The following is a 17,201-nucleotide window of genomic DNA, read 5'->3' as shown; positions in this document are numbered from 1 at the left end:
AGCTCAGACGGTGCCGAAGTCGCCGGACTTGACGCCGGCGACGAAGGACTGCCAGGCGTCGGCGCCGAAGGCGAGTCGAGGGCCCTCGGGGTCCTTGCTGTCGCGGACGGGGAGGATGCCGGGGAGCCCGGGTGCGACCTCGATGCACTGGCCGCCACCGTTGCTGTACGAGGACTTCAGCCAGGAGGTGGGCTTGACCGTCGCGACGGGGAACATGGCGTGCAACTCCTTGAGACGGGTGCGGATGGAAGCCAACGAGTCCTCGCACGAGAGGGCTTGGGCCTGGAGCCAATGGTAAGTCTCTGCGAGGGAGCGGATCTTGTCCTCGTCCTCGCGCTCGACATAGCCCCGTTGGATGGTTTCGAGGTAGGCCATCCACTTCTTGTCCGTGCTGGTCAGCAGCGTGAACGGCATGGTCGCCGGGAGGGCTTCGCCCGTCCGAGCCCTACCGGCCGGCCGTTGTCGGCGAGCGGGTCTACGACGTCCGCTCCGGGTGCTGGGCCGTCTTCATGGGGTGGCAGCACGGGCTGGCCTTCCTCCGGCCCGTCGGAGGTGGCGTGGAGTGGGACACCGAAGCGCGTTGGATCACGAACAGCGAAGAGTGCGATGCCCCATGAGCAGCATGATCGACAAGGTCACGGCCGAGGACCGTCGCGCCGCGGCCGACATCCTCGACGACCTCCAGGCCGTCCTGAGCGCCGCCGAGGTCAAACTGCCCTCCCTCGGCATCGACTGGCGCTCGGCCAAAGCCACCGGAGTCATCCTGATCGACCTCGGAGCCGCCCGGCCGGACGTCATCGAGCGGCTGGTCGTCGTCCTCCGCAGGGGAATGCGACCGTAATCGCCTCCGGCGCCATCGCCATCGGGAGCTTCGCGCTCGCGGGTGTGGTTTTCCTCGCGATTCCTGAGCGTGTTCCCACGGAGGCGAGTGCCTTGGTGTTCGTCCTTATCCTCTTCGCCTCCTCGACGGGGGGATTCGCGCTTGCCGCAGGGTGGATGAGGGTGCAGACATGACGGCGCGGGCTTCGAGAGGTCTCGAAGCTCGCGCCGAGGTTCCGGTGTCAGGCGCCGTTGAGGGCGTAGGTGCGGAAGGTGGCCAGCAGGGGGAGGACCTCGGTCTGGCTCGGGTCCTCGGTCACGGCGCGCATGGAGTCGATCACCGCCCGGGCGATGGCCTTGGTCACCGCCAGGTCGTCCGGGGGCGCGAGGGCGCCCCAGGTCTTCAGGGCCTGGGTGAGCAGGGCGCTCATCCGGGCGCCGATGTTGGAGCTCACCGCGTCGGAGAGTTCGGCGATCTCCTCGTCGCTCATGGTGGACCGCAGGCCGAAGGCCAGGGCCATCAGGGTGTCCATCGCGTGCTCGCCGTACGCGGCGACCAGCGCCGGGAGCGACCGCTCGTCCGCACCGCCCGCGGCGAGGGCGGACAGCGCCTCGTCGTCGTCCTTCCACGCAGCCTCCAGGGCGGCCAGGGCCCGAAGAGACTCGTCTACCGTCATCCCGTCTGTCATGGGAGGAACGGTATTGAGCCCGTAGCGTCCGAACCCAGGATTCGGGCGCCGGAATCACCCCTTCGAGCGAAGCGGGGCCTGTTCGGGCCGATGGGTGTGCGCGAAGTGCTTCGCGTCCCAGCTGCCGCCCAGCTCCGGGGCCAGCGAGGCGAGCGCGAGGGCGGCGAAGTCCGCGGCGGCTGCGGCGCGTTCCGGCAGGGCGCCGAGCAGCGGGGCGCCGGCCGAGCGCGGCAGGTCGGCGAGGTTGCACCGTTCGGCGAGCCCGGGGGAGGAGGGCCAGGAGCCGACGACCACGCCCGCGAGCGGGAGTTGACGCGAAGTCAGGGCCTCCGCCGAGAGCGCGACGATGTTCAGCGTGCCCAGCCCGGCGGAGGCGACGAGCAGGACCTCGGCCGGCAGCCCGGCGTCCAGGACGGCCCGGGCCTGGTCGGCGAGGGTGCGGCCCTCGTCGTCGTAGCGGACGAGCAGCCCGCCCGCGCCCTCGACCAGGACCAGGTCGTGCGCGGCGGCCAGTTCGGCGACGGCGGTGGCCACCTCGGCGGGGGAGAGGAAGGGCATCCCGGCCCGCCGGGCGGCGGTGTCGGGCGCCAGCGGCTCCGGGTAGCGGACGAGTTCACGGATCGTCAGATCGCCTGCCAGGCGCCGGACTCCGGCCGCGTCCCCGGGCTCGCCCGGCGCGACGCCGGTCTGCCCGGGCTTGAGCACGGCGACCTTCTGCCCGCCGCGCAGCGCCGTCGAGGCGAGGGCTGCGGTGGCGACGGTCTTGCCGACGTCCGTGTTGGTGCCCGTCACGAACAGGATGCGGGCGCTCATCCGGCCACCGCCGCAGCGGTCACGGCGTCGGCGATGCGTGCCACGTCCTCGTCCTCCGTCACGTAGGGGGGCATGGTGTAGATCAGGTCCCGGAAGGGCCGCAGCCAGACGCCGGCCCGGGCGGCCGCCTCGGTGGCCGCCGGGACGTTCACCGGGTGGTCCAACTGGACGACGCCGATGGCGCCCTGGACCCGGACGTCCCGGACGCCCGGGAGGTCGGCGGCGGTCGCGAGCCCGTCGGCCAGTCCGGCCTCGATGCGCTTGACCCCGACCGTCCAGTCCTGGCTCAGCAGCAGCTCCAGCGAGGCGTTGGCGGCCGCGCAGGCCAGCGGGTTGCCCATGAAGGTCGGCCCGTGCGCGAGCACCGGCATCTCGCCGCGGCTGATGCCGTCGGCGATCTCGCCGGTGCACAGCGCGGCGGCGAGGGTCAGGTAGCCGCCGGTGAGCGCCTTGCCCAGGCACATCACGTCCGGCGAGACGCCCGCGTGGTCGGCGGCGAACAGCGCGCCGCTGCGGCCGAATCCGGTGGCGATCTCGTCGAAGACGAGCAGCACCCCGTACCGGTCGCAGAGTTCGCGCAGCATCCGCAGGTAGGCGGGGGAGTGGAACTGCATCCCGCCGGCGCCCTGCACCACCGGTTCGACGATGACGGCGGCCAGCTCGTCGGCGTGCCGGGCCATCAACTCCTCGAACTCGGCCGCGTACCCGGCGTCGAGCGGGGCGTCGAACCCGGCCGGCGGCTGCGGGGCGAACAGCTGCCCGGGCAGCACCCCGCCCCACAGGTGGTGCATGCCGCCGTCCGGATCGCAGACGGACATCGGGTGGAAGGTGTCGCCGTGGTACCCGCCGCGCCAGGTCAGCAGCCGGCGCTTGGCCGGGCGGCCGGTGGACTGCCAGTACTGGAGGCACATCTTCATCGCGACCTCGACGGCCACCGAGCCCGAGTCGGCGAGGAAGACGTGCTGCAGCGGCTCGGGCGTGATCTCGACCAGCGTCGCAGCCAGTCGGACGGCGGGCTCGTGGGTGAGCCCGCCGAACATGACGTGGCTCATCCGCCCCAGCTGCTCGCGCACGGCCTCGTCCAGCACCGGGTGCCGGTAGCCGTGGATGGCCGCCCACCAGGACGACATCCCGTCGACGAGCTCGCGCCGCCCGTCCGCGACGGGCTCGGCGAGGCGCAGCCGGACCCCCGAGGCGGATTCGACCACGTACGGGGTGGCGGTGCCGGGCATCGGCCCGTACGGGTGCCAGACGTGGGCGCGGTCGAGGGTGAGCAGCGTGTCCGCGGACAGCTGGGGCATGATGCGTCAGTCTCCAGAACTATCAGGCATTGGGCGCGAGTTCGGTGCCGGCGCCGCGCAGCCGGACCTTGACGAGGTCGCTGCGCAGCTCCCCGTCCGAGGCGTCGGCGTCCTCCGCGGCCGACGCAGGGGTGTCCTCCGAGGCCGGGGCGTGCGCGTGCCCGCCGCACGGGCCGCAGCCGCCGCCGCTGCCGCAGGCCGACGCGGCGGTGCCGCAAGCCGACACGGCGGAGGAGGCCGCCGCGACGTCCGCGCGGTGGCGGGGCAGGGTGGCCTCGCCGGCGCCCTCGACCTCGAACCCGGCGTCCTTGATCATGTCGAGGTCGGTCTGCCCGGCCTGGCCTTCGCTGGTCAGGTAGTCACCGAGGAAGATGGAGTTGGCGAGGTGCAGGCCGAGCGGCTGCATCGAGCGCAGGTGCACCTCGCGGCCGCCGGCGATCCGCACCTCGGTGTCCGGGTTGACGAAGCGGACCATCGCCAGGATGCGCAGGCAGCGCTGCGGGGTGAGGTTCCACTCCTTGGCGAGCGGCGTGCCCTCGAACGGGATCAGGAAGTTGACCGGGACGGAGTCCGAGCCGAGCTCGCGCAGCGCGAACACCACGTCGACCAGGTCCTCGTCGCTCTCGCCCATGCCGGCGATCAGGCCGGAGCAGGCGGACAGGCCCGCGCCGTGCGCCTTCTTCACGGTGTCCACCCGGTCCGCGTAGGTGTGGGTGGTGGTGATGTCGCCGTAGGTCTTCTCGGAGGTGTTGAGGTTGTGGTTGTAGGCGTCGGCGCCGGCCGCCTTCAGCCGCTCCGCCTGGTTGTCGGAGAGCAGGCCGAGGCAGACGCAGATCTCGACCTCGGGGTCGGCCTCCTGGATGGCGGCCATGGTGTCGGTGACCCGGTCGATGTCACGGTCCGTCGGGCCGCGGCCGCTGGCGACCAGGCACACGCGCTTGGCGCCGCCGGCCACCCCGGCCCGGGCCGCCTCGGCGGCCTGGTCGGGCTTGAGCCAGGTGTACTTGAGGATCTCGGCCTTGGAGCCCAGCCGCTGCGAGCAGTAGTTGCAGTCCTCCGGGCAGAGCCCGCTCTTGAGGTTCACCAGGTAGTTGAGCTTCACGCGCCGGCCGAACCACCTCCGGCGGACCTTGCCGGCCGCGGCGACGACGTCCAGCAGCTCGTCGTCGGTGGTGGCGAGGACGGCCAGCGCCTCCTCGCGGGTCGGGACTTCGCCGCGCAGGCCCTTGGCGGTGAGGGTATCGAGCAGATCCATGGGGCCGATCCTGCCTGGTGGCGCTTGAATGGCGCCAGAGGAAACCCGCCAGAAGATCGGCGGAAGGATGTGCCACTTGCCACAGTGTCGAAGCTCACGGTGTCGCCGCTGGTCACGAGCTTGACGCCGGTACGAATCGGAGGTTACCGGCCGGTAGGCGGTGGTCGCGGCGAAGGGCCGGGGAGGCCGGCGCAGGGCGGTCGCCGGTACGCGTGCCGGACGGTCGCGGACGCCCGCGCGCGGCGGTGACCGGCAACCGCCCACCCAGTGATCCACGCCACCCGACGGTTGCTTAGAATCTGCGCCATGACCACGCAGGGGGAGCGCACCCCGACTCCGGGAGAGGGCCAGAACGGCCAGGCAGTGCGGCGGACCGGCGGGGCCCCCGCCGGCGCGGGCACGGACCTGATCGGTAGTCGGGGCGGCGGCAGGGGCAGGCGGTTGACGGCCCGCCGGGCGGTGGGCTGGGTCGTCGTGGTGGGAGTGGTGGCCGCCGGCGGATGGATCATCACCCGCCCGATGCCCGGCGACTACATACCCGGGCTCGGCCCGTCCACCAAGGATGCGGCCAGGACGCCCCCGGTGGTCGGCACCCCGCCGCCGCACACCGACTCCGAGGGCCTCAATGCCGACAGCCTCTTCCCCGCCCAGCGGCCGGTCGAGGCCGCCGGGTACAAGGCCCGGCGTGGCGCCATCCGGCAGGGCGAGAACTGCGCCGAGGTCCTGCAGGACCGCACCCAGGAGCTGTTCCGGGACAGCGGCTGCCATGCCTACCTGATCGTCAGCTTCTCCGGCGTCGACCGCCCGGTGCTCAGCAGCGTCACCGTCCTGCGCTTCGGCGACCAGGCCGCCGCCACCCGGGCCGCCGACACCCTGCGCGGCAAGCCCGGCGCACTCGCCTTCATCCTTCCGGACGCCAACACCGCCCCCGCGCCGTCGTCCGGCGCGCCCAAGTCGGCCGAGCCGCGGGTCGAGGCGGTCGGGCACTACGTGACGGTGACCGGCTCCCGGCTCAGCGAGGCCCGCACGCCCGGCCCCGGCGCCCCGTCCACCCCGGCCGCGACATCGTCGGGCCCGGCGCCCAGCGCCGAGCAGACCCTGGAGGAGGCGACCCGCGCGCTCTCCTACGCGGCGGGCGCGCCGTTCGTCTGGATGTGACGCCTCGCCGGCCCCCCCCGCTCCGGGGGCCGGCGACTTCGAAGCCGGGGTTGACGGTCCGTCAGCCGCCCAGCCGGTCCACCGCGGTGACCCGCAGCACCGCCCGGCCCTCCTCGTCCGAGCCGTACAGGTCGACCTCGGCGCTGATGCCCCAGTCGTGGTCGCCCTCCGGGTCGTCGAAGATCTGCCGGACCTTCCAGGCGGAGTCCTCCTCCTCGATGATCAGCATCTTGGGGCCGCGCGCGTTCGGGCCGGTGCCGAGGTCGTCGTACTCCTCCCAGTACCCGTCCATGGCGTCCGCCCAGCGGTCCGCGTCCCAGCCGTACGAGCCGTCCAGCTCGGCGAGCTCCTCGTAGTGCTCCAGCGCGCACAGCTCGACCCGGCGGAACAACTCGTTGCGCACCAGCACCCGGAACGCCCGCGCGTTCGCCGTCACCGGCGCCGGCTTGTCGTCCAGCGTCACCTCGGGGGCCTGCGGGTCCGTCGGGTTGGCCAGCTGCTCCCACTCGTCCAGCAGGCTGGAGTCGACCTGGCGGACCAGCTCGCCGAGCCAGGCGATGACGTCCTTCAGGTCGTCGGTCTTCACGTCCTCGGGGACGGTCTGCTCCAGCGCCTTGTACGCGCTCGCCAGGTAGCGCAGCACGATGCCCTCGGTGCGCGCCAGCTCGTAGAAGCCGACGTAGTCCGAGAAGGTCATCGCCCGCTCGTACAGGTCGCGGACCACCGACTTCGGCCTCAGCTCGTGGTCGCCGATCCACGGGTGCGCCCGGCGGTACACCTCGTACGCGTGGGTGAGCAGTTCCTCCAGCGGCTTCGGGTAGGTGATCTCCTGGAGCCGCTCCATCCGCTCCTCGTACTCGATCCCGTCGCGCTTCATCTCGCCGATGGCCTCGCCGCGCGCCTTGTTCTGCTGCGCGGCGAGGATCTGGCGCGGGTCGTCGAGGGTCGCCTCGACCACCGAGATCACGTCCAGCGCGTACGAGGGCGAGGTCGGGTCGAGGAGTTCGAAGGAGGCCAGGGCGAAGGTGGAGAGCGGCTGGTTGAGCGCGAAGTTCTCCTGGAGGTCGAGCGTGAGGCGCACGATCCGGCCCTCGGCGTCCGGCTCCGGCAGCCGCTCGACCACGCCGCCCTGCAGCAGGGAGCGGTAGATCGCGATCGCGGTGCGGATGTGCCGGCGCTGCGCCGCGCGGTCCTCGTGGTTGTCGGTGAGGAGCTTGCGCATCGCCTCGAAGGCGTTGCCGGGGCGGCCGATCACCGACAGCAGCATCGCGTGGCTCACCTTGAAGCGGGAGACCAGCGGCTCCGGGTCGGCGCCGATCAGCTTGTCGAAGGTCTCCTCGGTCCAGCCGACGAAGCCCTCCGGCGCCTTCTTGCGCACCACCTTGCGCTTCTTCTTCGGGTCGTCCCCGGCCTTGGCGATCGCCTTGTCGTTCTCGATCACGTGCTCGGGCGCCTGCGCCACCACCTGTCCGACGGTGTCGAACCCGGCCCGGCCGGCCCGCCCGGCGATCTGGTGGAACTCCCGCGCGCGCAGGATCCGCACCCGGGTGCCGTCGTACTTGGACAGCGCCGTGAACAGCACCGTACGGATCGGCACGTTCACCCCGACGCCCAGCGTGTCCGTCCCGCAGATCACCTTCAACAGGCCTGCCTGGGCCAGGCGTTCGACCAGCCGGCGGTACTTCGGCAGCATGCCCGCGTGGTGCACGCCGATGCCGTGGCGCACGAAACGGGACAGGTTGCGGCCGAACTTGGTGGTGAAGCGGAAGCCGCCGATCAGGTCGGCGATGGCGTCCTTCTCCGCCTTCGAGCACATGTTGATGCTCATCAGCGACTGCGCCCGGTCCACCGCCTCCTTCTGCGTGAAGTGCACCACGTAGACCGGCGCCTGGCCGGTCTGCAGCAGCTCCTCCAGGGTGTCGTGCATCGTGGTGCGGCGGTACTCGTAGAACAGCGGCACCGGGCGGGTCGTGTTGCGCACCACCGTCGTCGGGCGGCCCGTCCGGCGGGTCAGGTCCTCCTCGAAGCGGCGCACGTCGCCGAGCGTCGCCGACATCAGCAGGAACTGCGCCTGCGGCAGCTCCAGCAGCGGGATCTGCCAGGCCCAGCCGCGGTCCGGCTCCGCGTAGAAGTGGAACTCGTCCATGACCACCTGGCCGACGTCCGCCCGGAGCCCGTCGCGCAGCGCGATCTGCGCCAGCACCTCGGCCGTGCAGCAGATGATCGGCGCGGTCGGGTTCACGCTCGCGTCGCCGGTCATCATGCCGACCTGCTCGGTGCCGAACATCTTGACCAGGTCGAAGAACTTCTCCGACACCAGCGCCTTGATCGGCGCCGTGTAGAACGTCCGCTTCCCCTCCGCCAGCGCCGCGAAGTGCGCCCCGGCCGCCACCAGGCTCTTACCCGACCCGGTCGGCGTCGCCAGGATGACGTTGTTCCCCGACACCAGCTCGATCAGCGCCTCCTCCTGCGCCGGGTACAGCGTGATCCCGCGCTCCTCCGCCCACGCGGCGAAGGTCTCGTACAGCGCATCGGGCGTGGCGGGCTTCGGCATCAGATCAAGGAGGGTCACCCGGCTATCTTGCCTGCTCGCCGCCACCCCGGGCAAAGCCCGCCCTCCGCCGGCACCCGCCCCGGGACTGTCCGGATCGCTGCACCGGCGGCCGCGAAGCTGTGCGCGGCCGCCCATTGATCGCGGCGGCGGCGCCGTGCCAGAGTGCCGGGCATGGTCCAACCGCTCGCGTCCGCAACGCACACCACCGACCTCGCCCCGGCGGCCGTCTTCGACTGGCTCGACGAGGCCGCCGAACTGCGGGCCGAGGCCGGGCTGACGCGCCGGCTGCGCAGCCGCGCGGCGCAGGACCCGGTGCTCGACCTGGCCGGGAACGACTACCTGGGGCTGACCAGGCACCCGGCGGTGACGCAGGCGGCCGCCGAGGCGGCGCTGCGCTGGGGCGGGGGGTCGACCGGGTCGCGGCTGGTGACCGGGACGACCGCGCTGCACACCGAACTGGAGGAGGAGCTCGCCGCGTTCTGCGGGGTGGAGGCGGCGCTGGTGTTCTCCTCCGGCTACACCGCCAATCTGGCCGCGCTGACCGCGCTCACCGACCCGGACACGCTGATCGTGTCGGACGCCTACAACCACGCCTCGCTGATCGACGGCTGCCGGCTCGCCCGCGCGGACGTCCACCGGGCCCCGCACAGCGACCCGCAGGCCGTCCGGGAGGCGCTGGAGCGCCGGACGCAGCGGCGGGCGCTGGTGGTCAGCGACTCGGTGTTCTCGGTGGACGGCGACGCCGCCCCGCTGGCCGGGCTGTCCGCCGCCGCCCGGGCGCACGGCGCCGCGCTGCTGGTCGACGACGCGCACGGGCTGGGCGTCCTCGGCCCCGGCGGCGCCGGGGCGCTCGCGGCGGCCGGGCTCGCCGGGCAGCCGGACACCGTCGCCACCGTCACGCTCTCCAAGTCGCTCGGCTCGCAGGGCGGCGCCGTGCTCGGGCCGCGCCGGGTGATCCGCCACCTCACCGAGACCGCCCGCACCTTCATCTTCGACACCGGCCTCGCCCCGGCCGCCGTCGCCGCGGCCCTCGCCGCGCTGCGCCTGCTGCGCGCCGAGCCGCACCGCGCCGACCGCACCCGCGAGGTGGCCCGCGGCCTCGCGGCCCGGCTGACCGCCGCCGGGCTCCGGGCCTGCGAGCCGGACGCGGCCGTGGTGTCGGTGCGCGCTCCGGGCGCGGAGGCCGCTGTCGCCTGGGCCGCCGACTGCCGGCGGGCCGGGCTCGCCGTCGGCTGCTTCCGCCCGCCGTCCGTCCCGGACGGGGTGTCCCGGCTGCGACTCACCGCGCGCGGGGACCTGACGGACGCGCAGCTCGCGGAGGCGGTTCGGATCATCGCCGAGCTGGCGCCGGAGGGCGCCCGGGTCGGCTGACACCTGGGCCGGGAGGGCCGCCCGCCAGGCCGCCCGTGCAACCGTCCGGCCGTCGGTGGCGTCACCCCAGCGGGGGTGAGCCGATGGGGGTGGCGGTGCGGCGGTGGGGGCCGGTGGCGGCCGGGGTGCTGTTGGTGCTGCTGGCCGGATGGCTGGTGGGCGGGCCGGTGCGGCAGTTCGGGCAGGCGGCCGGGCTGGTGGGGGCGCCCGGGACGTTCCGCGCGGAGCGGTGTCTGATCCCGGCGAACGGGGACGGCCCGCCTCCTTCGGACTGCCGGGGCGTGTTCCGCCCGGACGGCGGCGGCCCGGCGCACGAGCACGCCAGGATGCGGGCGGGCGCGCCGGTCGGCGAGGGCGTCTGGGCGGTGTGCGAGGGCGACGAGTGCCACCTGGTGTCGGACGCCGAGGTGGCGCGGACGGTGATGCTGCTGGCGCTGGCCCTGGCACCGGGTGTGGCGGGCGTGCTGCTGACCGGCGTCGGCCTGCGCGCGCGGCGCGTCGGCCGGGGGCTGCTGCTCTCCGGCGCGGTCGTGGGCGTCCTGCTGTTCACCCTGATGGTGCTGGGCGGCGTCTTCTGGTTCGTGCTGGCCATGACGGGGGTGTGAGCGCCTAGGGTTTCCGGGCCCGGCTGGGCTGCACCCTGGTCGGCTCGCCGGCCGCCTTGGGGTGGTCGGGCGGGTACGGGAGCTCTCCGAGGCCCTCGTCGCGCAGCTGCTTGTCGTACAGCTCCAGCAGGCCGTCCAGGCGGTACGCCCGATCGTCCATCTCGGCGTTCAGGTCGCCGAGTTCGGCGAAGCGGGCGGGGACGGTGCGCAGGTCGAAGTCCTCGGGGGAGGCGTCGTCGAGCTCCTCCCAGCGCAGCGGGGTCGAGGCGGTGGCGCGCGGGCGGGCGCGCAGGGAGTAGGCGGAGGCGATGGTGCGGTCGCGGGCCATCTGGTTGTAGTCGACGAAGATCCGCTCGCCGCGCTCCTCCTTCCACCAGGCGGTGGTGACCTGCCCGGGCATCCGCTGCTCCAGGACCCGGCCGAGGGCGATCACGGCGTGCCGGCCGTCGGTGAAGGTCCACTCGGGCACCAGCGGGACGTACACGTGCAGGCCGCGCCCGCCGGAGGACTTGGGCCAGCCGCGCAGCCCGTACTCCTCCAGCAGGGCGCGCAGTTCGTGGGCGGCGCGGACGGCGTCGTGGAAGTCGGTGCCGGGCTGCGGGTCGAGGTCGATGCGCAGCTCGTCGACGTGCTCGGTGTCGGAGCGGCGGACCGGCCAGGGGTGGAAGGTGAGGCAGCCCAGGTTGGCGGCCCACAGCACGGCGGCCGGCTCGGTGGGGCAGATCTCGTCGGCGGAGCGGCCGCTGGGGAAACTGATCCGGGCGGTGGGCAGCCAGTCCGGCAGGCCCTTGGGGGCGCGTTTCTGGTAGAAGAACTCGCCGTCCACGCCGTCCGGGAAGCGCTGCAGGGTGGTGGGCCGGTCGCGCAGTCCGCGCAGCACCCCGTCGGCGACGGCCAGGTAGTACTGCGCGACGTCCAGCTTGGTGAAGCCGCGCTCGGGGTAGTACACCTTGTTCGGGTTCGACAGCCGGACGCTGCGCCCGGCGACATCCAGTTCCACGGCTGAGCCCATGCCCCTCACGCTAAGGGCGCCGTGCCCCGCGCGCGTCTTTTCGCCGTGGGCCCTTTCCGCGGTGGGCCCTCTTCGCCGTGTGCCCTTTCGCCGCGCGGCTTCCGGCCGTGCGCGCGAGGATCGGAGCCATGGACCTGCCCGTGATGCCGCCGGTGGCGCCGATGCTCGCCAAGTCGGTGGCGAAGATCCCGCCGGGGATGCAGTACGAGGCCAAGTGGGACGGCTTCCGGACGATCGTGTTCCGCGACGGCGACGAGGTGGAGCTCGGCAGCCGCACCGGCAAACCGCTGACCAGGTACTTCCCCGAGCTGGTCGCCGCGCTGCGGCGGGAGCTGCCGCCGCGCTGCGTGCTGGACGGCGAGGTGGTGATCGCCCGGGACGGCCGGCTGCGGTTCGAGGAACTGCTGGAGCGCATCCACCCCGCGGCGAGCCGGGTGCGGCTGCTGGCGGAGCGGACGCCCGCCTCCTTCATCGCCTTCGACCTGCTCGCGCTCGGTGACGTCGCGCTGCTGGACGAGCGGCTGTCGGTGCGCCGCGCGGCCCTGGAGACGGCGCTCGGCGCCGCCCGCGACCCGGTGTTCACCGCCCCCGCCTCCACCGACCGGGACGTGGCGCAGACCTGGTTCGCCGAGTACGAGGGCGCCGGGCTGGACGGCGTGGTGGCCAAGCCGCTGGACCAGCCGTACCGGCCGGGCGAGCGGACCATGTTCAAGATCAAGCACGAGCGCACCGCCGACTGCGTGGTGGCCGGCTACCGCGAGCACAAGAGCGGCCCGGTGGTCGGCTCGCTGCTGCTGGGCATCAACGACGCCGAGGGCCGGCTCCAGCACGTCGGCGTCTGCGCCGCGTTCTCGATGGCCCGCCGCCGCGAACTCGCCGAGGAACTGGCCCCGTTGCGGATGGCCGACCTCTCCCGCCACCCGTGGGGCGGCTGGGCGGACGAGGCGGCGCACGCCGAGGGCCGGCTGCCGGGCGCGGTCAGCCGGTGGACCGGCGGCAAGGACCTCTCCTGGGTCGCGCTGCGCCCCGAGCGGGTGGTCGAGGTCGCCTACGACCACATGGAGGGCACCCGCTTCCGGCACACCGCGCAGTTCCGCCGCTGGCGGCCGGACCGCACGCCGGAGAGCTGCACCTACGCGCAGCTGGAGGAGCCCGTCTCCTACGATCTGGCCCGCGTGCTGGGCAGTTGACGACACCTCGGAGGCCCGGCCCGGTGATCCGGGCCGGGCCTCAAGCGGTCTGGCGCTCAGGCGCCCGGTCGGTCCGGAGCTCAGGCGTTGACCGTGGACGGCGCGCCGGAGGGGGACCCCGGGGCGCCGGGCGAGGCCGGGGACGAGGCCGACCCCGAGGGCGAGAGCGAGGGTGACGGCGACGCGGACCCCGAGGACGAGGCCGACGGCGAGGCCGTGTTGTTCACCGGCGGGATCGAGTAGACGTTCTTCGGCGAGACGATCTGCGTGATCGCCTTCGCGAGCAGCGAGGACGGCTCCGAACCCCGGTACGGCACATCGGTGTTGAGCAGCACCACCAGGGTGGCCTGGGACTGCGGCAGGTACACCGCCACGGTCTCGTAACCGGGCAGCGAGCCGTTGTGCCCGATCCACCCGTTGTTGTTGAACAGCCCGAGGCCGTAGCCGACGCCGGGGTCCCCGGTCGGCTGGGTCTTCAACCGCTGGGACTGGGTGTCCTGCTTCAGCAGGGAGCCGGTGGCCAGGGACTTCGACCAGTTCTGCAGGTCGGTGAGGTTGGAGATGACCGCCCCGGCCGACCAGGCCCAGGACGGGTTCCAGTCGGTGGCGTCCGTGGTCTGGCCGTTGGGCGTCTGGTCGGTGTAGCCGCGGGCGTGCGGGTCGGGGAAGGTCGCGTCGGTCGGGAAGACCGTCCCGTTCAGTCCGGCCTGGCTGAACACCTGGTCCTTGAGGAACTGGTCCACGGGCTCCCCGCCGGCCTTCTCGATGACCTTGCCGAGCAGGATGTAGTTGCTGTTGCTGTACTGGAACTTGCTGCCCGGCGGGAAGTTCGCCGGGTGCTTGTACCCGTAGGCGAGCAGCTCGTCGGGCGTGAACACCCGGTTCGGGTCGCTGATCAGCGCGTTCACGAAGTCCGGGTCGGAGGTGTACGGGAACAGGCCGCTGCGCATCCCGGCGAGCTGGCGGATGGTGATCTTGTCGCCGCCGGGCACGCCGTCCACGTACTTGGAGACCGGGTCGTCCAGGCCCACCTTGCCCTGGTCGACCAGCCGCAGCACGCCGGTCGCCGTGAAGGTCTTGGTCTCGCTGCCGATCCGCATGTTCAGGTCGGGCGACATCGGGGTGCCGGCGGACTTGTCGGCCTGGCCGAAGGCCCGCTGGTAGCTGCCGTCGGGGGTGGTGATCCCGACGATCACGCCGGGGGTGGAGGTCTGGTTCAGCACCTGCTTGATCGCGGCGTCCAGCTGGTTGGCGACGTCGGGGGTCAGCGGCACCACCGCGCCGGCCGAGCCGCTCGCCGAGCCGCTCGCGGCGCCCGAACCGGCGCTGGAGCCCGACGCGGACGGGCTGAGCGCGGCGGGCTCGGCGGTGAGGGCCGCGCCGCCGGCCTGCTTCGGCGGTGACCCGCCGGAGCAGGCCGCGGTCGCGAGCAGGCCGGTCAGCGCCAGGGCGGCGCAGGCCGCTCGGCGGGTGGAACGGGACGCGGCCGGATGTGGCCGTCGGAGCGTGGTCATAGGTCGAGGCGCCTCTCTGCGGCGGACGGCCCCGGAGCGCTGCTCCACGAGGCCGACGGGGGAGCGCCGCCACCGTAAGCACCGCCGGTGCGGCCCCGCTCGTCGACCGCCGCAGGGCTGACCCGAACGGACCGGCGGTCAGCCGACTGCCCCAGCCGGCTGGCGCATATCGCCTCTCGTGCTGTCAAGGACCACTGCCCACTGGGGGGTTGGTGTCGCGGAAGCGGGCTCGCGCTCGGCCGAACAGGTGAGCACCGGCACGCCGCACCCGTCCCCGGCCCCGGCTCGGGCACGATCGTTTAGCCCAGCTGTGGCCGCCCTTAAGAATTCCTCGATGGACCGAACCCACCCTCACCAGGCAGATTTCTGCCTGCCCGGATCGCGTCCGCCAGGAACGGCCACACCGGGGCCACTCGGCCTGCCCACCCGCGAAGGCCGCCCCACTCGCACGTCAGGAGCCGACGCCCGTGAAGGCACTCGTCAAGCAGAAGGCCGAGCCCGGGCTCTGGCTGGTGGACGTCCCGAAGCCGGAGATCGGCCCCGGCGAGGTGCTGATCAAGGTGCTGCGGACCGGCATCTGCGGCACCGACCTGCACATCCGCAACTGGGACGGCTGGGCGCAGCAGACCATCACGACCCCGCTGGTGCTCGGCCACGAGTTCGTCGGCGAGGTCGCCGAGATCGGCGCCGGCGTCGCGGACATCGCGGTCGGCGACCTGGTCAGCGGCGAGGGCCACCTGGTCTGCGGCAAGTGCCGCAACTGCCAGGCCGGCCGCCGCCACCTGTGCCGCAACACGGTCGGCCTCGGCGTCGGCCGGGACGGCGCCTTCGCCGAGTACGTGGCCCTGCCCGCCTCCAACGTCTGGGTGCACCGGGTGCCGGTCGACCTGGACGTGGCCGCGATCTTCGACCCGTTCGGCAACGCCGTCCACACCGCGCTCTCCTTCCCGCTGGTCGGCGAGGACGTGCTGATCACCGGCGCGGGCCCGATCGGCATCATGGCCGCCGCCGTCGCCAAGCACGCCGGCGCCCGCAACGTGATGATCACCGACGTCTCCCCGTACCGCCTCGACCTGGCCCGGAAGGTCGGCGTCACGCTGGCGCTGAACGTCGCCGAGCACACCATCGAGGAGGGCCAGCAGAAGCTCGGCCTGCGCGAGGGCTTCGACGTCGGCCTGGAGATGTCCGGCCGCCCCGAGGCGATGCAGTCGATGATCGCCAATATGACCCACGGCGGGAAGATCGCCGTGCTCGGCCTGCCCGCCGAGCAGTTCCCGGTCGACTGGGCCTCGGTCGTCACCTCGATGATCACCATCAAGGGCATCTACGGCCGCGAGATGTTCGAGACCTGGTACGCGATGTCCGTGCTGCTGGAGGGCGGGCTGGACCTCGCCCCGGTGATCACCGGCCGGTACGCCGCCGACGACTTCGCGGCCGCCTTCGACGAGGCCGCCGGAGGCCGCTGCGGCAAGATCATCCTCGACTGGACCGCCTGAGCCCCCCGTTCGTCCTCGTTAGGAGTCCGCAGTGTTCGACAACGTGCGCGCCGACATCGCCACCACCCTCGACGAGATCCGCGAGGCCGGGCTCTTCAAGCCCGAGCGGGTCATCGGCACCCCGCAGAGCGCCGCGGTCACCGTCACCGGCGGCGGCCGCCCCGGTGAGGTGCTGAACTTCTGCGCCAACAACTACCTCGGCCTGGCCGACCACCCCGAGGTGCTCGCCGCCGCCAAGGACGCGCTGGACCGCTGGGGCTACGGCATGGCCTCGGTGCGCTTCATCTGCGGCACCCAGGACGTCCACAAGGCACTGGAGGACCGCCTCTCGGCCTTCCTGGGCCAGGAGGACACCATCCTGTACTCCTCCTGCTTCGACGCCAACGGCGGCGTCTTCGAGACCCTGCTCGACGACCGCGACGCCGTCATCTCCGACGCGCTCAACCACGCGAGCATCATCGACGGCATCCGGCTCAGCAAGGCCCGCCGCCACCGCTACGCCAACCGCGACCTGGCCGACCTGGAGCAGCAGCTCAAGGAGACCCAGGACGCCCGCCGCCGCCTGATCGTCACCGACGGCGTGTTCTCGATGGACGGCTACGTCGCCCCGCTGCGCGAGATCTGCGACCTGGCCGACCGCTACGGCGCCATGGTCATGGTCGACGACTCGCACGCCGTCGGCTTCGTCGGCCCCGGCGGCCGCGGCACCCCCGAACTGCACGGCGTGATGGACCGCGTGGACATCATCACCGGCACCCTCGGCAAGGCGCTCGGCGGCGCCTCCGGCGGCTACGTCGCCGCCCGCCGGGAGATCGTCGCCCTGCTGCGCCAGCGCTCCCGCCCGTACCTGTTCTCCAACTCGCTCGCCCCGGTGATCGCGGCGGCCTCGCTGAAGGTGCTCGACCTGGTCGAGCAGTCCAACGAGCTGCGCGAGCGGCTGGCGGCCAACACGGCGCTGTTCCGCAGCAGGATGACCGAGGCCGGCTTCGAGATCCTGCCGGGCGACCACCCGATCGCCCCGGTGATGATCGGCGACGCGGCCAAGGCCGGCCGGCTCGCCGAACTGCTGCTGGAGCGCGGCGTGTACGTGATCGGCTTCTCGTTCCCGGTGGTCCCGCACGGCCAGGCCCGGATCCGGGTGCAGCTGTCCGCCGCGCACTCCACCGAGGACGTCGAGCGCGCCGTCGCCGCCTTCGTCGACGCGCGCGCCGCGCTGGGCGAGTAGCCCGGCGGTCGGTGAGGCGGCGGCCCCATGAGCTGCCCGCGGGCCGGTCCGCTCGGAACCGGACCGGCCCGCGGGCTCACCATCGTCGTGGGGGGGGGGGGGGGGGGGGGGGGGGGGGGGGGGGGGGGGGGCGGGGAGGGGGGGGGGGGGGGGGCCCCGGGGGGGGGGGGGAGGGGGAGGGGGCGGGGGGGAGGGGGTT

The 17,201-nt window shown here is 73.1% G+C and carries 15 protein-coding genes; 7 read left to right on the top strand and 8 right to left on the bottom strand.

Annotated elements, in window-relative coordinates; translation table 11 throughout:
• Positions 1 to 3: 3 nt before the first annotated feature.
• A complete protein-coding gene (locus AC07BF_RS09395) occupies positions 4 to 414 on the bottom strand; it encodes a DUF397 domain-containing protein (protein ID WP_478333138.1) in 411 nt (136 codons plus the stop codon).
• A gap of 199 nt (positions 415 to 613) precedes the next feature.
• Between AC07BF_RS09395 and AC07BF_RS09390 the strand changes: the two genes are divergently transcribed.
• Positions 614 to 841, top strand: coding sequence for a hypothetical protein (locus AC07BF_RS09390; RefSeq protein WP_363586702.1), 228 nt, complete (start codon positions 614 to 616; stop codon positions 839 to 841).
• 220 nt (positions 842 to 1,061) lie between these two features.
• On the opposite strand, the gene AC07BF_RS09385 is transcribed toward AC07BF_RS09390, so the two are convergent.
• From AC07BF_RS09385 to bioB, 4 genes are read right to left on the bottom strand one after another with little or no spacing between them, the layout of a single operon-like run.
• A complete protein-coding gene (locus tag AC07BF_RS09385; RefSeq protein ID WP_363586703.1) occupies positions 1,062 to 1,508 on the bottom strand; it encodes a hypothetical protein in 447 nt (148 codons plus the stop codon).
• Positions 1,509 to 1,562: 54 nt separating this feature from the next.
• Complete coding sequence (gene bioD, locus AC07BF_RS09380) at positions 1,563 to 2,321, bottom strand: dethiobiotin synthase (protein ID WP_478333137.1); 759 nt, start codon at positions 2,319 to 2,321, stop codon at positions 1,563 to 1,565.
• Positions 2,318 to 3,622, bottom strand: a complete 1,305-nt coding sequence (locus AC07BF_RS09375; RefSeq protein WP_478333136.1) for an adenosylmethionine--8-amino-7-oxononanoate transaminase — start codon at positions 3,620 to 3,622, stop codon at positions 2,318 to 2,320. Before AC07BF_RS09375 ends, bioD begins: the two co-directional genes overlap by 4 nt.
• A gap of 22 nt (positions 3,623 to 3,644) precedes the next feature.
• On the bottom strand, positions 3,645 to 4,877 hold the full coding sequence (gene bioB, locus AC07BF_RS09370; RefSeq protein ID WP_478333135.1) for a biotin synthase BioB: 1,233 nt from the start codon (positions 4,875 to 4,877) through the stop codon (positions 3,645 to 3,647).
• A 306-nt stretch (positions 4,878 to 5,183) separates the two neighbouring features.
• Here bioB and AC07BF_RS09365 point away from each other — a divergent pair, with 306 nt between their 5' ends.
• Positions 5,184 to 6,035, top strand: a complete 852-nt coding sequence (locus AC07BF_RS09365) for a hypothetical protein (protein ID WP_400987117.1) — start codon at positions 5,184 to 5,186, stop codon at positions 6,033 to 6,035.
• A 61-nt stretch (positions 6,036 to 6,096) separates the two neighbouring features.
• On the opposite strand, the gene AC07BF_RS09360 is transcribed toward AC07BF_RS09365, so the two are convergent.
• Complete coding sequence (locus tag AC07BF_RS09360) at positions 6,097 to 8,589, bottom strand: DEAD/DEAH box helicase (protein WP_478333171.1); 2,493 nt, start codon at positions 8,587 to 8,589, stop codon at positions 6,097 to 6,099.
• Between the two features lie 171 nt (positions 8,590 to 8,760).
• Between AC07BF_RS09360 and AC07BF_RS09355 the strand changes: the two genes are divergently transcribed.
• Both AC07BF_RS09355 and AC07BF_RS09350 read left to right on the top strand, forming a co-directional pair.
• Positions 8,761 to 9,960, top strand: a complete 1,200-nt coding sequence (locus AC07BF_RS09355; RefSeq protein WP_363586709.1) for an 8-amino-7-oxononanoate synthase — start codon at positions 8,761 to 8,763, stop codon at positions 9,958 to 9,960.
• 83 nt (positions 9,961 to 10,043) lie between these two features.
• Entirely contained in the window at positions 10,044 to 10,565 is a 522-nt protein-coding gene (locus AC07BF_RS09350) for a hypothetical protein (protein ID WP_363586710.1), read from the top strand.
• Between the two features lie 4 nt (positions 10,566 to 10,569).
• Here AC07BF_RS09350 and ligD read toward each other — a convergent pair whose 3' ends face one another.
• On the bottom strand, positions 10,570 to 11,577 hold the full coding sequence (gene ligD, locus AC07BF_RS09345) for a non-homologous end-joining DNA ligase (RefSeq protein ID WP_478333134.1): 1,008 nt from the start codon (positions 11,575 to 11,577) through the stop codon (positions 10,570 to 10,572).
• A gap of 128 nt (positions 11,578 to 11,705) precedes the next feature.
• Here ligD and AC07BF_RS09340 point away from each other — a divergent pair, with 128 nt between their 5' ends.
• Positions 11,706 to 12,767 carry an ATP-dependent DNA ligase gene (locus AC07BF_RS09340; RefSeq protein ID WP_363586712.1) on the top strand — a complete coding sequence of 354 codons (1,062 nt, stop codon included), beginning with the start codon at positions 11,706 to 11,708 and terminating at the stop codon, positions 12,765 to 12,767.
• 80 nt (positions 12,768 to 12,847) lie between these two features.
• Here AC07BF_RS09340 and AC07BF_RS09335 read toward each other — a convergent pair whose 3' ends face one another.
• Positions 12,848 to 14,281 (bottom strand): serine hydrolase domain-containing protein, encoded by a 1,434-nt coding sequence (locus tag AC07BF_RS09335; protein WP_363631117.1) that lies wholly within the window; start codon positions 14,279 to 14,281, stop codon positions 12,848 to 12,850.
• Between the two features lie 467 nt (positions 14,282 to 14,748).
• Between AC07BF_RS09335 and tdh the strand changes: the two genes are divergently transcribed.
• Positions 14,749 to 15,777, top strand: a complete 1,029-nt coding sequence (gene tdh, locus AC07BF_RS09330) for an L-threonine 3-dehydrogenase (RefSeq protein WP_363586714.1) — start codon at positions 14,749 to 14,751, stop codon at positions 15,775 to 15,777.
• Positions 15,778 to 15,808: 31 nt separating this feature from the next.
• On the top strand, positions 15,809 to 17,002 hold the full coding sequence (locus tag AC07BF_RS09325; protein WP_400802855.1) for a glycine C-acetyltransferase: 1,194 nt from the start codon (positions 15,809 to 15,811) through the stop codon (positions 17,000 to 17,002).
• Positions 17,003 to 17,201 lie beyond the last annotated feature (199 nt).

Source organism: Kitasatospora sp. NPDC043950, from assembly GCF_056435345.1.
The sequence above is the reverse complement of the archived record's forward strand: the minus strand, read 5'-3'. Positions and strand labels throughout refer to the sequence as shown.